Origin of the sequence: Sphingomonas daechungensis (assembly GCF_014489495.1) — a bacterium.
GTDB classification, from domain to species: domain Bacteria; phylum Pseudomonadota; class Alphaproteobacteria; order Sphingomonadales; family Sphingomonadaceae; genus Sphingomicrobium; species Sphingomicrobium daechungense.
The window spans coordinates 2,192,057-2,204,971 of sequence record NZ_CP060780.1; the positions used below are offsets into that span (position 1 = coordinate 2,192,057).

Annotated in this window: 10 protein-coding genes and 4 pseudogenes; 8 read left to right on the plus strand and 6 right to left on the minus strand. The window is 63.2% G+C overall.

Annotated elements, in window-relative coordinates:
* Window positions 1-128 precede the first annotated feature (128 nt).
* The 5 genes and pseudogenes from H9L15_RS11785 to nth all read left to right on the plus strand — a co-directional run bounded on the left by H9L15_RS11785 (window position 129) and on the right by nth (window position 4,460).
* Window positions 129-566, plus strand: coding sequence for a hypothetical protein (locus H9L15_RS11785; protein ID WP_187714207.1), 438 nt, complete (start codon window positions 129-131; stop codon window positions 564-566).
* Window positions 567-624: 58 nt separating this feature from the next.
* Window positions 625-1,340: pseudogene (gene dapB, locus H9L15_RS11790) on the plus strand (4-hydroxy-tetrahydrodipicolinate reductase).
* A 74-nt stretch (window positions 1,341-1,414) separates the two neighbouring features.
* Window positions 1,415-2,787, plus strand: a pseudogene (locus tag H9L15_RS11795) (APC family permease).
* Window positions 2,788-2,856: 69 nt separating this feature from the next.
* Window positions 2,857-3,738, plus strand: a complete 882-nt coding sequence (locus tag H9L15_RS11800) for a pyridoxal phosphate-dependent aminotransferase (RefSeq protein ID WP_187714208.1) — start codon at window positions 2,857-2,859, stop codon at window positions 3,736-3,738.
* Window positions 3,735-4,460, plus strand: coding sequence for an endonuclease III (gene nth, locus H9L15_RS11805; protein WP_187714209.1), 726 nt, complete (start codon window positions 3,735-3,737; stop codon window positions 4,458-4,460). The genes H9L15_RS11800 and nth overlap by 4 nt, the downstream gene beginning before the upstream one ends.
* Here the strand turns inward: nth and alr are convergent.
* The 3 genes from alr to H9L15_RS11820 form a co-directional block, all read right to left on the minus strand.
* Window positions 4,375-5,352: an alanine racemase gene (gene alr, locus H9L15_RS11810; RefSeq protein WP_317617511.1), complete on the minus strand. Its 978-nt coding sequence runs from the start codon at window positions 5,350-5,352 to the stop codon at window positions 4,375-4,377. The genes nth and alr overlap by 86 nt on opposite strands.
* A 166-nt stretch (window positions 5,353-5,518) precedes the next feature.
* Window positions 5,519-5,743: a GFA family protein gene (locus tag H9L15_RS17805; protein ID WP_223276205.1), complete on the minus strand. Its 225-nt coding sequence runs from the start codon at window positions 5,741-5,743 to the stop codon at window positions 5,519-5,521.
* Between the two features lie 142 nt (window positions 5,744-5,885).
* Window positions 5,886-6,233, minus strand: coding sequence for a UrcA family protein (locus H9L15_RS11820; RefSeq protein ID WP_187714210.1), 348 nt, complete (start codon window positions 6,231-6,233; stop codon window positions 5,886-5,888).
* A 150-nt stretch (window positions 6,234-6,383) separates the two neighbouring features.
* Between H9L15_RS11820 and H9L15_RS11825 the strand changes: the two genes are divergently transcribed.
* Complete coding sequence (locus tag H9L15_RS11825) at window positions 6,384-7,214, plus strand: LysR family transcriptional regulator (RefSeq protein ID WP_223276206.1); 831 nt, start codon at window positions 6,384-6,386, stop codon at window positions 7,212-7,214.
* A gap of 79 nt (window positions 7,215-7,293) precedes the next feature.
* On the opposite strand, the pseudogene H9L15_RS11830 reads toward H9L15_RS11825, so the two are convergent.
* Window positions 7,294-8,015: pseudogene (locus tag H9L15_RS11830) on the minus strand (aspartate/glutamate racemase family protein).
* Window positions 8,012-9,835: a glutamine--fructose-6-phosphate transaminase (isomerizing) gene (glmS, locus tag H9L15_RS11835; RefSeq protein ID WP_187714211.1), complete on the minus strand. Its 1,824-nt coding sequence runs from the start codon at window positions 9,833-9,835 to the stop codon at window positions 8,012-8,014. The pseudogene H9L15_RS11830 and the gene glmS overlap by 4 nt, the downstream one beginning before the upstream one ends.
* A 301-nt stretch (window positions 9,836-10,136) precedes the next feature.
* On the opposite strand from glmS, the gene H9L15_RS11840 reads away from it, so the two are divergent.
* Window positions 10,137-10,772 (plus strand): hypothetical protein, encoded by a 636-nt coding sequence (locus H9L15_RS11840; RefSeq protein ID WP_187714212.1) that lies wholly within the window; start codon window positions 10,137-10,139, stop codon window positions 10,770-10,772.
* Window positions 10,769-11,530, plus strand: a complete 762-nt coding sequence (locus H9L15_RS11845; RefSeq protein ID WP_187714213.1) for a hypothetical protein — start codon at window positions 10,769-10,771, stop codon at window positions 11,528-11,530. The genes H9L15_RS11840 and H9L15_RS11845 overlap by 4 nt, the downstream gene beginning before the upstream one ends.
* A 30-nt stretch (window positions 11,531-11,560) precedes the next feature.
* On the opposite strand, the pseudogene glmU reads toward H9L15_RS11845, so the two are convergent.
* Window positions 11,561-12,911, minus strand: a pseudogene (gene glmU / locus H9L15_RS11850) (bifunctional UDP-N-acetylglucosamine diphosphorylase/glucosamine-1-phosphate N-acetyltransferase GlmU).
* Between the last annotated feature and the right edge of the window lie 4 nt (window positions 12,912-12,915).

The following is a 12,915-nucleotide window of genomic DNA, read 5'->3' on the forward strand; positions in this document are numbered from 1 at the left end:
TTAGTAACGGGCCCGTAACGTCACTATAGGCGCGACCGGGACGACGCCGCTGTACGGCGTCTCGCCTTCAGGCGACGCCGCCCCACCGCCGAAGGCGCTCATGTCTTCGGCATTCGGGGAGGATAAACATGCGAAAATTCCTGATCGGCGCTGCGGCGCTGGCTGCTCTCAGTTGGTCGCTGCCGGCCACAGCACAGGACAGCTCCGTCAAGGGCGGCCCGTTCTGGCAAGCAAACCGCATCTACGTCGAGGATGGACAGTTCGAAAACTACATGGACTGGCTGACCAAGACTTGGGCAGCCAACCAGGAATTCGCAAAGTCGCAGGGTTGGCTCCTCGAATATCACATCTTGAACAGCGTGAATCCGCGTGATGGTGAGCCGAATGTCATTCTCCTCACCCGCTTCAACGATTTCCCGTCTGCGGCGGAAGCGGATCGTCGCGGCGCCCTCATCAACCAGCGCATGCAGCAAACCGACAAGAGTGCAGACGCCGCCAGCGGCGACCGGACGAAGATGCGCAAGCTGATGGGCAGCGCGCTCTACGTCGAGATGATCAAGCGCTAAAGGAGTCTCGCGCCGGTGCCTGTTGCGCAGGCACCGGCGCTGAGCCATCAGTGCCGATATGCGCACTGACGAGCAGCCGATCCGCATCAGCCTCTTCGCTCCGAATGGGAGGATGGGCCGCGCCATCGCCGATGCAGTCGCCCAAACCGATGAGTTCGCGATCGATCAAGATCATGCGGACGTCCTGATCGATTTTTCTGCACCCTCAGCGCTTCAGGCCAGCCTGGATCGTGCGGCCGCCGCCGCCATTCCGATCCTGGTCGGCACGACCGGCCTCGACGACTTCGCCGATCGCCGGATCGCGGCCGCCGCAAAGGACATTGCAGTCCTGCGAGCCGCGAACACGTCTCTGGGCGTCGCGCTTCTCGCCGACCTGGTGGAGCGCGCTGCAAGCGTGCTCGGGCCTGAATGGGATATCGAGATCGTCGAGATGCACCACCGGCAGAAGGCGGATGCCCGTCAGGCACGGCGCTGGCTTTAGGTGACGCCGCAGCCCGAGGACGGCAGTCGAAGCTGAGGACCGAGCGCGGCCGCGACGGCACGAATCTCAAGCGCGAGGAAGGCGCGATCGGGTTTGCTTCCCTTCGCGGCGGAACTGTCGCCGGCGACCACGATGTGATTTTTGCCGGGCCCGAAGAACGGCTGATCCTTTCGCACAGGGCAGAGAACCGCATGATCTTCGCCAGGGGAGCGCTCGCCGCAGCGCGCTACCTCGTCGGAAAGCCGGCGGGCATTTACACCATGCGCGACGTCGTCGGGGCCGACGCGGTTTGACGCAGGCCGCCAGCCCGGGATCATCTCACGGCCTCGTGAGACGGCTGGGGCTGTTCGACGCAACCATGTTGGTGATGGGCGGGATCATTGGATCCGGCATTTTCGTCAATCCTGCAGAGGTCGCCCGGCACGTCCACAGTCGCGAGCTGATTGTCGGCGTCTGGCTGCTGGGAGGAGTCGTCGCCCTTGCCGGAGCATTGGTCTACGCCGAATTGGCCGCGCGAAGGCCCGATGTCGGGGACAATATGCGTACATCCGCGACGCCTTTGGGCAGACCCCGGCGTTCCTCTACGGCTGGTCCCTGCTGCTCGTCATACAATCCGGAGGCATGGCCGCAGTCGCGATCACATTCGCGCGCTATTTCAATGACCTGAGCGCACTCAACTTGTCGGATGGCCTGGTCGCGATCGCAGCGCTGGCCCTGCTGACGCTGATCAACTGCTTCGGCGTCCGATCCGGCAGCAATACGCAGAACCTGCTCATGGTCCTGAAAATCGGAGCGATCGTGGCACTCGTTGTCGCGGGCCTCGCTTTCGCTCCCGCGAACTACCAGCCCACTCCCACGGCGGAGGCTGGCTCGCAGATCGCGGGGATCGGCGCAGCGATGACTGCCGTGATGTTCTCGTACGGCGGTTGGCAGACATCGAGCTTCGTCGCGGGCGAAATGCGCAATCCTCAGCGCGACCTTGCGCGCGGGCTCCTGCTGGGCGTCGTGGGCGTGATCATTCTTTATACTGCGGTGGCGTTCATCTGCTTGCAGGCACTCGGGCCGCAGGGTCTTGCCGAGTCCAAGACGCCTGCGAGCGATGTCATGCGCCTGGCGCTGGGCGAGAAAGGCGCCGCGTTCATCGCACTCGGCATTGCGATTTCCGCCCTCGGCTTTCTCAGCCAGGGCATGTTGACCGCGCCGCGCGTCTATTTCGCGATGGCGGAAGACGGCGTATTTTTCCGCTCACTGACCAAGGTCAACGAGCACAGCCGCGTCCCCGTGCGCGCCATCCTGCTTCAAGGGATCGCAGCAGCAATCATCGCCTTGTCGGGCACTTATGGCCAAATCCTCGCTTACGTGGTGTCAGTCGATTTCCTGTTCTTTGGCCTGACCGGTGCGGCGCTCTTCATCTTCCGAGCCCGTGATCCAGTCGCACCAGGGTTCAAGGCGCCCGGCCATCCCGTCACGACAGGGATCTTCGTCGCCGCCTGCTTCGCCATCGTGGTCGCAACGGTCATGACCAGTGTTGTGAACAGCCTGATCGGTTACGCGATCCTGCTTCTCGGCATCCCGCCTGCCGCTTCTGGCAGAGACAGAATCGTCCATCGGCATGACCAACCGGATCATGCAGTCGGACTATATGCACTGGGCAAAGTTCAAGCCGCCGGTGAGGTACGCCCTGACCTCAAGCGAGGTCCCGCACTATCACATGGACCGACTGCCAATCAGCCTGGCTGACCTTGATCTGGATGGCGCAAGCCACCCCGCTACGCGCCGCTTCGCGACGCCATTGGGGCGCGCTACGGCATGCCGACTGACCGCATCGTCGCAGCCGACGGGACGTCCATGGCGAATTTCCTCTCTCTCGCCGCATTGATCCAGCCTGGCGATGAGGTCCTGATCGAGCGGCCCACCTATGAGCCGCTCCTCGGCGCCGCGAGTTTCCTCGGCGCAGAGATCAGGCGCTTCGACCGGCAGCCGAACGAAGGTTTCCGACTTGATCTGGACGCTGTCGCAGCCGTGATCAGCCACCGCACACGCCTCATCGTTCTCACGAATCTGCACAACCCTAGCGGGAATCTGACCGGCGAGAGCATCCTGAAGGACCTCGGCGCCCTCGCCTCGAGCCACGGCGCGCACGTCCTTGTCGACGAAGTCTATCTCGACGCCGCAGTTCCGCCGCGCCGTAGCGCCGCTCATCTCGGCAGCGAGTTCGTGTGCACGAACAGCCTGACCAAGGTCTACGGCCTCAGCGGCCTCCGCTGCGGGTGGGTCCTCGCTGAGCCTGGCCTTGCCGAGCGCATGTGGCGACTGAACGACCTGCTTGGAGTCAATCAGGCGCATCAGGCCGAGCGCCTCGCTTGCATCGCGTTCGACCAGCTCGACATGATCAATTCCGATAACCAGCCGATGCTCGCTCGAAACCGTGCCACCTGGAACGCGTTCGCAGAAGGCCGGCAGGACGTTAAGGCGGCTCCGGCAGAGCATGGCATTACGGTCTTCCCCAAGTGGTCGGGTGGAGACACGGAACGTCTCGCCGCACTCCTCAGGGAAGAGTACGATTCGGCTGTCGTTCCCGGCCGCTGGTTCGAAATGCCGGACCACTTCCGTGTCGGGCTTGGCCTTCCACCCGCCGACTTTGACGAAGGCTTGGCGCGGCTCGGACGAGCGCTGGACGACCTGAAATGAACCGCGAACACGTCTTCGAGTTTTTCCGCCGGCTTGCGGAAGAGAACCCCTCCCCAACGACCGAGCTCGAGTACGAAAATCCATACACCTTGCTCGTCGCAGTGGTGCTGTCGGCCCAGGCAACCGATGCGAGCGTGAATATCGCGACCCGTCCGCTATTTGCCCGAGTGAAGACACCGGAGCGGATGGTCGCCCTGGGCGAGGCAAAGGTCCGCGACGTGATCAAGACGATTGGCCTGTTCAACACCAAGGCCAAGAACGTCATCGCCTTGTCCCAAGCGTTGATCCGCGATCACGACAGTCAGGTTCCGGGCACGCGAGAGGAGCTGGAGAAGCTCCCTGGGGTCGGTCGCAAGACCGCCAACGTCGTGCTCAACACGGCTTTCCACCAGGAGACGTTCGCTGTCGACACGCACATCTTCCGTGTGTGCAATCGAACGGGCCTAGCCCCGGGGAAGGACGTTCTGAAGGTCGAGCTCAGGCTCGAAAAAGTCGTACCGCAGCCCTTTCGGCTTAATGCGCACCACTGGCTGATCCTTCACGGCCGCTACATCTGCAAGGCGCGCAAGCCGGAATGCTGGCGCTGCCCCGTGATCGACCTTTGCCGCTACAAGCCGAAGACGCCGCCGCCGGGGACTAAACCCAGCGTCGCTCGAACCGGGAACCCAAGGTCGTCAGCAACTCGTATTGCGAAAGGCCGGAAGCCTCTGCTGCAGTCCTGAGGTCGTAATCGATCTCGACCCAGTCGCCTTCGCCGAGCGATGGTGCGACGTCGCAATCGACTGCGATCAGATCCATCGAAACCCGTCCCAGCACAGGCAAGGCAAACTCGCCCGCGAAGGCAGTGCCCCTGGATGAGAAGCCACGGAGATACCCGTCGGCGTACCCGACGTTGAGGATCGCCGCTTCGACGTCCGCCTCAGCGACAAATGTCGCGCCATACCCGCAGCTCTCGCCGGCACGGATGGTGCGGCGCTGGACGACCTGCGCTTCGACCCGCGCGACCTGCCGAATTTCCGCCTGTGCCTCGTCACGCGGGATGCCACCGTAGAGGGCAAGCCCGGGCCTCACGAGATCGAAGCTGTAATCGCGCCCCAGGTAGATCCCGGCCGAATTTACCAAACTGTAACGCCTTGCTTGCACCGAACCCGCAATCTCGCGGAAGCGCTGGAGTTGCGTACCGTTCAGGGCATGGTCCTCGTCCGCGCAGGCGAGGTGCGAATGGAGTGTGTCGATGGCGAGACCATCGAGCGCGCCCACTTCTTCCGGCCGAAGCCCAAGGCGATTCATGCCCGTATCGATCATCACGTCACAGGGACGGCCGGCTCCCGCAAGCTTCCAGCGAGCGACTTGTTCGACGCTGTTGAGGACCGGTCGGGCATTGGACCTAGACGCAGCCTCCATATCCGCAGGGCCAACCCCGTGCAGAACTGCAAGGTTCGTCCCTTCGGGCAAAGGGCCAAGCTCCTCGGCTTCCGCCCAGATCGACACGAAGAAGTCCCGGCAGCCGGCTTCGGCGAGCGTGTGGAGAGCCTCCCGGGCTCCGAGCCCGTAGGCGTTGGCCTTGATTGCAGCCCCGCGGGCACACCCGCCCGCTCCGCAAGGGTTCGCCAATTCTGGGCGAGCGAGGTCTTGTCGATAGTCAAACGCAGCGGGCGATCCATGTCGGCCGCCTAACGGCCTCGCTGTTCGTCGTCGAGATGCGCCTTTGCATTCTCCCAGTCCCGTCCGTCGAACTGTTCGACGGCAAGGTCGATCGGTCGATCGAGGCATTTGGCGTTCACGCTCCAGGCGTCGGGATGGGAACGCGGCTGGTAGAAGCTCTTGACCCCGCATTTGGAGCAGAACAGGTGCTCCGCCGCCCGCTGCCGAACCGGTAGCTGGCGAGGTCGTTGCGACCGGTGATCAGCTCGAAATCCGCATGCGGCACCATCACATGGAGGAAGCCCGTCATCGAGCAGATGGAGCAATTGCACTCAAGCGCGGCGGCAGGCCCGTCCGGCATCCTCGCCGTGAACCTTACTGCCCCGCAATGACAGCCACCCGAAACCTCAACCATCGCGGCGGTCTAGGTGGAGCACCGGCGCCAGACAAGGCGAAGGGCGCCCGGGGAGGCCGGGACGCCCTTCTTGGAGAACTCGAAAGGTCTAGCGGCTGGCGGTGACAGCCAAGACGGCACCGCGCTGGGCAGCGGCCAACAGGGCTTCCCGTTTGCCAGCTGCATTCTCGATCGCGTCCTTGCGGCACTCGCGAGCCTTGTTCTGGCCGACGAGGTCGACGTCCGAGGGGCTGCCGCAAACTTCGCGGGCCGCCTGCGCGAGGCGATGGTCGAGGGTCCGCTGTCCACTCGTGCTGGATAGGTCGAGATCGGCGGTCTGGACGTAGCTAATGTGAGTCTGTGGCACAGCCGGCGTCTCCGCAAATGCGGGTGCCGCCTTCAGCGCGCCAGCGGTGATCAGCGCTGATAGCAGTGCGATTGCGTAGGGGTTCTTCATGGTCGCTTCCCTTTTGAAATTCAGGACCGGCTTACCGGAGCGACCATCCAGATAATCCCGGCAATCAGTTCGCGTAAGCAACGATTTCGTGCTAACATTCTGCAAAATTGCAGAACGGCAGTAGCGCCTTCAGGCGCTAGGAAAGCGGTCATGTTCGACTGGAACGACCTTCGATATTTCCTTGCGGTCGCGCGCGACGGAAGCACGCTTGCAGCCGCGCGGGCCCTGCGCGTCAGCCAGACCACCGTCGCGCGGCGGATTGCGGCGCTGGAGGAGGGACTCGGAGTTCGCCTCTTCGAAAAGCGACAAGCCGGATATTCGCTAACGCCTGCCGGCGAGGAGCTAGTGGATCGCGCGCAAGTCGTGGAACAGGCCGCGAGTGGCTTCTCCGAAGCTTCGTCGGCCTTGGCGAGAGACACGTCGGGCACCGTCCGCATAACCACCCAGGAAATCTTTGCCGTAAGCCTGCTCTCGCCCATGCTTCGCGAACTTCACGAGCGGCATCCCGAGATCATGATCGAACTCGACGACAGCCAGGACCTGCGAGATCTCGGCGAGGGCGAGGCGGACATCGCACTGCGAAGCTCGTATGGCGATCCCGCCGCTGGCATTGTCGGCCGACGGATCGGTATCGACGATTGGACGCTCTACTGCAGCCGGGATTATGCCGCTTCGCACGGCGTACCTGCCACGCGCCACGAGCTGAAGAAGCACGCCTTCATCGGCGGTGGCGGGCCGAAGCTTTGGCGCGCCTATTCTGCTTGGCTGCACGACCTCGGTCTCGATGACCGGATCATCATGCATCATGCCTCAGCGATGGGAATGATGTCGGCGATCCGCTCGGGCCTTGGCATCGCGGTCCTCCCCTGCATTGTCGCTGACGCCGACCCGGACCTGATCCAGTGCGTTCCGCCGAAAGACGACCATGGCCGCGTCATGTGGCTCGTCACGCACGAACGCGTCCGCCACACCCGCGGGTGAGGATCGTGATCGATTTCCTCTACGAGCGGATCATGCGCCACAAGAAGGCGCTCGAAGCCCAGCGCGCCGCCGTCGCAGCCTAGACGGGCCCGCCGCGCCAGGTTGGCATCGGCCTATCCCCGACAGCAACCTCAACTGCGGCCCTGGCCAGCAATTGCGTGGATTCCAAGGTAGGAAGTGGCGACACATCTTTGCTGACCAGCAGCGGGATCTCCGTGCAGACCAGCGCCACTGCGTCGCATTCATCCGCCTTCAGCTTCTCGATAATGCGCACATAGGCATCGCGTGACGAGTCGGTGAAAACGCCAAGGCAGAGTTCGTCGAAGATGATGTCGTTGACCGTCTTCTGATCCTCCGCCGACGGAACGGCCCACGCAATTCCGCGACGGCCAGCGCACCCGGGTAGACCGGCCCGTTCATCGTATACTTGGTGCCGAGAATCCCGACCTTTCCGCGGCCGTCCTTCGCCGCCTGCTCCGCCACCACCTCGCCGATGTTCAGGCCCGGGATCGGAAAAGGCTCTCCCGCGGCCTCCATCGCGATGTGGGCGGTGTTATCCGGAAGGACGAAGAAATCGGCGCCGGCAGCCGCAAGCTTCCTCGCATCGTTCATGAAGAAGCCGCGCAGCTCCTCGTTATCGCCCCGCTCCCATGCGTCGAGCACTAACGCCATGGGCGAACAGGTCATCGTGATCTCGGGATGCATGTGCGCGCCAAGCTTCGCCAAGCCCTCCATGCACGCCGTGTGAAAACAAAGCGTCGCCCCCTCGAAGCTGTGCGCGAGGATGCCGACGTGCTTCATTCCACCGTAACGCTCTTCGCGAGGTTGCGCGGCTGATCGACGTCCGTGCCTTTGGTCACCGCCACGTGGTACGCCAGCAACTGCACCGGCACCGCGTAGACGAGGGGCGCGATCAGCGGGTGCACTTCGGGCATCTCGATCGTCGCGATGCAGCCCTCGCCGGCATCTTCGAGGCCCTTGGCATCGCTGATCAGAACGATCTTGCCTCCGCGGGCCCGGACCTCCTGCATGTTGCTGACCGTTTTCTCGAACAGCGGCCCGGACGGCGCGAGGACGATCACTGGGACAGCTTCGTCGATCAGCGCAATCGGCCCATGCTTCATCTCGCCGGCGGCATAGCCTTCGGCGTGGATGTAGCTGATTTCCTTGAGCTTTAGCGCGCCTTCGAGAGCCAGCGGATAGTCTGGACCACGACCGAGGTAGAGCACGTCCCGCGCCGGCGCGATAAGATGCGCCATGGAGGCAATATCGTCATCGTGGCCGAGCGCTGCGTTCAGTGCGGCGGGGGCCTCCTGGAGGTGCTGGACGATTTCCTGCTCTTCTTCCCGACTCAGTCTGCCCTTCGCGCGGGCAAGGTTCGCCGAGAGAGCGGCCAGCACCGCCAACTGGCAGGTGAACGCCTTCGTCGAAGCCACGCCGATTTCCGGCCCGGCATACGTGGGAAGCAGAAGGTCCGCCTCGCGAGCCATCGAGCTTGTCGGCACGTTCACGACGACCGCAATCCGCTGTTGCTCGCTCCGGGCATGCCGCAGCGCCGCGAGCGTATCGGCCGTCTCGCCCGACTGACTGATGAAGAGCGCGAGCCCACCAGGCTCCAGCACCGGCTGGCGGTAGCGAAACTCGCTGGCAACATCGATGTCGACGGGAACGCGGGCGAACTGCTCAATCCAGTATTTCGCGACCATCCCCGCGTAAAAGCTGGTGCCGCAAGCCACGATGGTGACCCGGCCCACGGTCGCGAGGTCGAGGTCGCCTGTCGGCAATGCCACTTCGCCCTCGAATGGACGGACATAGCTCTGGAGCGTCTGAGCGACGGCGATCGGCTGCTCGAAGATCTCTTTCTGCATGTAATGGGCGTAATTGCCCTTCTCGACCGGAGCCGCAGAAGCGCCGGATTCGACGATCTCCCGCTCGACGGGCTGATTGTCACGGTCAAAGATCTCGATGCCCTCGCGGCGAACCACCGCCCAATCGCCCTCGTCGAGATAGGCAATCCGCTGCGTCCAAGGGGCGACAGCGAGCGCATCGGAGCCGAGATAATTCTCGCCGTCGCCATAGCCGACGGTGAGCGGCGCACCCATTCGCGCGCCAATGATGAGGTCGGGATAGTCGCGGAACAGAAATGCGATCGCGAACGCTCCCTGCAGCCGCGGCAGCACGGCGGCGACCGCGTCCTGCGGCGACGCGCCGCCTTCGACCTCCCGGGCAACCAGATGGGCGACAACTTCGGTGTCCGTCTCGCTTCGGAACTCGCGGCCATCGGCGATGAGCTCTTCTCTCAGCGGCTTGAAATTCTCGATGATGCCGTTGTGGACGATCGCCACCGGTCCGACGATGTGAGGGTGCGCATTGTCGACGGTCGGCGCCCCATGCGTCGCCCACCGCGTGTGAGCGATGCCAATCGTCCCACCGAGCTTTTCCCTGGCCAGCTCGCGGGCGAGATTGTCCAGCTTCCCTTCTGCCCGGCGACGGACGAGCTCACCGTGGTCGATCGTGCAGATGCCGGCACTGTCGTATCCGCGATATTCGAGCCGCTTCAGTCCGTCGAACAGCCGCTGAGCGACTTCACTTTTCCCGACAATCCCAACGATTCCGCACATAGACCCTCACTGGACGACCGCGTCCGACCCGCCCGACTGAGTAGTCCGTCCATTATGGATGTAAACTGGTCCATATTGGGCTTGTTCTACAGCGGTACCGTCCAACTCTTAACGCACATCAGCCGAGCTGTTCTGCGGGATAGCTCTAGTTCGGACGGAACAAAGTCTGGCCGCTGACCCGAAGTTCGGCTGGAGAGGGCCGCGATCAGGTTCTTGCGCGCGCCGGCCTTATGCCGGTCACAAAGCCTCTTCCAAGGCTGCAATTGGCTGTTAGGCTTGAGACATCGGTAGGGGGCCGTTTGTGAGTTTGTTCAAGTTTGGGGCGCTCGCGCTTGCGAGCACAGGCGTTCTTGCGTGCGCGGCGAATGCGCAGACGTCCACGCAATGCGAAGTCCATATCTACCCGGCTGATGGGGTGCACAGCGTCGGTGAGGATTTCGACGCCACCAAGCGCGTCGACCAAGATTTGAAGCATTATTACGAGATGGCCGGCCGTCCGCTCGATTGGCTGACACCGAGGCGTCAGGGCGAGATCTTGAGCGAAGTGGTGGTCGGTCACGTTCTCGGTATTTCCGAGACTTCTCGGGTGATCCATGCCAACTTCCTCACTCGCCGAGAAGCGATCGCGGCTGGCCCGAAGGCTCCGTCGACCGCCGCCTGCACGGTGGAAGTCATGCTCCCGCAAATCATGCTTGAGCGCGGCGGTCTCGCCGAGCGGTCCGTTCGCGTTTTTGGAGTCGTTCGACGCTTCGAAAACGGCACGCAAGTCTCGACCTTCAGCAGCTACGGCGCCGCCCGATGCCCGGATTCCAGCTTCGGTCACCCGCGGAGGCAGAGAAAGCGACTCAGATCGTCGAGGCGGCTTATCGGGGAGCAGTTGAGGAACTGCTGCAGAATTCAGCAAAGCAAAAGCGTAAGTGAGGGGAGAAGATCTTGAAATTCATGTATCTACTCAGCGCGGCACTGATCACCGCCGGTCCGGCGATTGCACAGGAGGTCGCTCCGGCGCCTGCGCCAGAGACTGTGACATCCGAAGCGGCACCTTCAGCACCCGCATCTTCTGAAGCCTCGACTGTCCAGGAAACCTCACCGTCACCCGTTGTCACGGCGGCCGCGGCTCCCGTCGCCGATGAGCCGAAGTGCGAACTGCACATCTGGCCGGCGGAGCGGTTCCAGGCGATGACGACGGGATGGCTTGGAGGCGGTCTGCTGGATGCCGCCATCCATGCGGACGGCGACAAGGCGCGCCGCTCGCAAATGGCGTCCGCTCTCGACCCGGGAGGTCAGCTTGACGCGCTTCAGAAGCTCGATCTCATCGCGCTTCTCAAGCTGCCTGCATCCAAGATTGTAACGCACGAGGAGGCGCTCGACCGCAAGACGGTCAACAAGATCCTGACCCGCCGCTCGGACTCGAAGGCGTCTTGCTATTCGGAGTTGATCGTCACCGACGTGCTTTACACCAAGGCGGCGATGTGGGGCCGCTCGCTCAGGACGTCTTTCATCCTGCGGCAGTTCGACGCGAGCACTGGGGCGCCGCGGATCAAGAAGACGACAGGCGGGAATGGCCTCAAGATCTTCCCGGCCAAGAAAGGCGAAGACACGACAGAGGCAGACGCGGAGCTCGTCAGCATCTTCCAGAAGAACTTCACCGAAGCGACGGAGAATTTCGCCAAGCAGACCGGCTCGACGAGCTAAGACCGATAAGGCGGCGGATGGCGCGGACGGCTAGTTGGCTTTCTTCGCCATCCGCTCCCGGAAGCGCTTGGCCCAGCCGGCTATGCCCTTCTGATCGCTGCGTTCAACGGCGAGGCTGTCGGCAGCGACATCCTTGGTGATGACTGAACCGGCACCGATGATCGCGCCTTCCCCGACGTTGACCGGCGCAACCAGCGCCGTGTTGGAGCCGATGAAGGCGCCAGCACCGATCACCGTGCTGTACTTGCCGAAGCCGTCGTAGTTACAGGTGATTGTGCCGGCGCCGATGTTGGCATCCGCGCCAACGTCTGCATCCCGATGTATGAAAGGTGGTTCGCCTTCGCGCCTGGGCCCAGCACAGCCTTTTTCACTTCGACAAAGTTTCCAACCTTGGCCTTCTCGCCGATCTTCGCACCTGGGCGAAGCCGCGCAAAAGGTCCGATCACCGCTTTGGTCGCAACGATAGCGCCCTCGATGTGGCTGAATGCCTTGATGGTCGCCCCGTCCGCGATTTCGACGCCGGGCCGAACACTACGTGCGGTTCCACTGTGACGTCGCGGCCGAGCTTGGTGTCGGCGGCGAACCAGACGCTCTCCGGATCGATTAGGGTCGCGCCGTCCTGCAGTGCTCGCTCGCGGCGGCGGCGCTGCCAGTCGAGTTCGAGGTGCGCCAGTTCCGCGCGGCTATTCACTCCTGCGGTTTCGTAAGGGTCACCTTCGATGACGACCGCGTCACGTCCTTCGGCAGCCGCGATGTTGACGACGTCGGGCAGATAATATTCCCCGGCGGCATTGTCGTTGCCGACCTCGTCGAGCCAGCGGAACAGGTCGGCTGCGCGGACGGCCATCATGCCGCTGTTGCACAAGCGAACCGCCCGCTCGTCGTCGGTCGCGTCCTTGAACTCGACCATTTTGGCGATGCAGTCGCCCTCGCCGAGAATGATACGGCCATAATTGAGCGGGTCGTCGGGAGTCGACGCGAGCACGACCACTCCAGGTCCATCCTGCCCGTCGAGCCGATCAAGCATGCGCTTCAGCGTATCGGGCTCAACGAACGGCGTGTCGCCGTAGAGGATCAGGACCGATCCATCATACCCCGACAGCGCGTCCCTCGCTTGCTGAACGGCGTGGGCCGTACCTTTCTGCTCTGCCTGATGCGCAATCAGAACGTCACGCCCCACAAGCGCCTTCTCTACCTGGTCGCGTCCTTTGCCGACTACCACGACACGCTTTTCGGCGCCGAGGCGATCGACGCTGTCGAGCAAGTGCATCAGCAGCGCCTTGCCGGCGATCGGATGCAGGACCTTATGCGTGTCCGAGCGCATGCGGGTGCCCTGCCCTGCCGCTAGGATCACGACTGCGAAATTGGGTGTGTCGCTCATTCGG

Bases quoted from the DNA above. Each gene is read 5' to 3' on its own strand.
- H9L15_RS11785 (WP_187714207.1), top strand. From the start codon at position 129: ATGCGAAAATTCCTGATCGGCGCTGCGGCGCTGGCTGCTCTCAGTTGG.
- glmS (WP_187714211.1), bottom strand. From the start codon at position 9,835: ATGTGCGGAATCGTTGGGATTGTCGGGAAAAGTGAAGTCGCTCAGCGG.
- H9L15_RS17805 (WP_223276205.1), bottom strand. From the start codon at position 5,743: ATGCCGGACGGGCCTGCCGCCGCGCTTGAGTGCAATTGCTCCATCTGC.
- H9L15_RS11800 (WP_187714208.1), top strand. From the start codon at position 2,857: ATGCCGACTGACCGCATCGTCGCAGCCGACGGGACGTCCATGGCGAAT.
- H9L15_RS11825 (WP_223276206.1), top strand. From the start codon at position 6,384: ATGTTCGACTGGAACGACCTTCGATATTTCCTTGCGGTCGCGCGCGAC.
- H9L15_RS11820 (WP_187714210.1), bottom strand. From the start codon at position 6,233: ATGAAGAACCCCTACGCAATCGCACTGCTATCAGCGCTGATCACCGCT.
- nth (WP_187714209.1), top strand. From the start codon at position 3,735: ATGAACCGCGAACACGTCTTCGAGTTTTTCCGCCGGCTTGCGGAAGAG.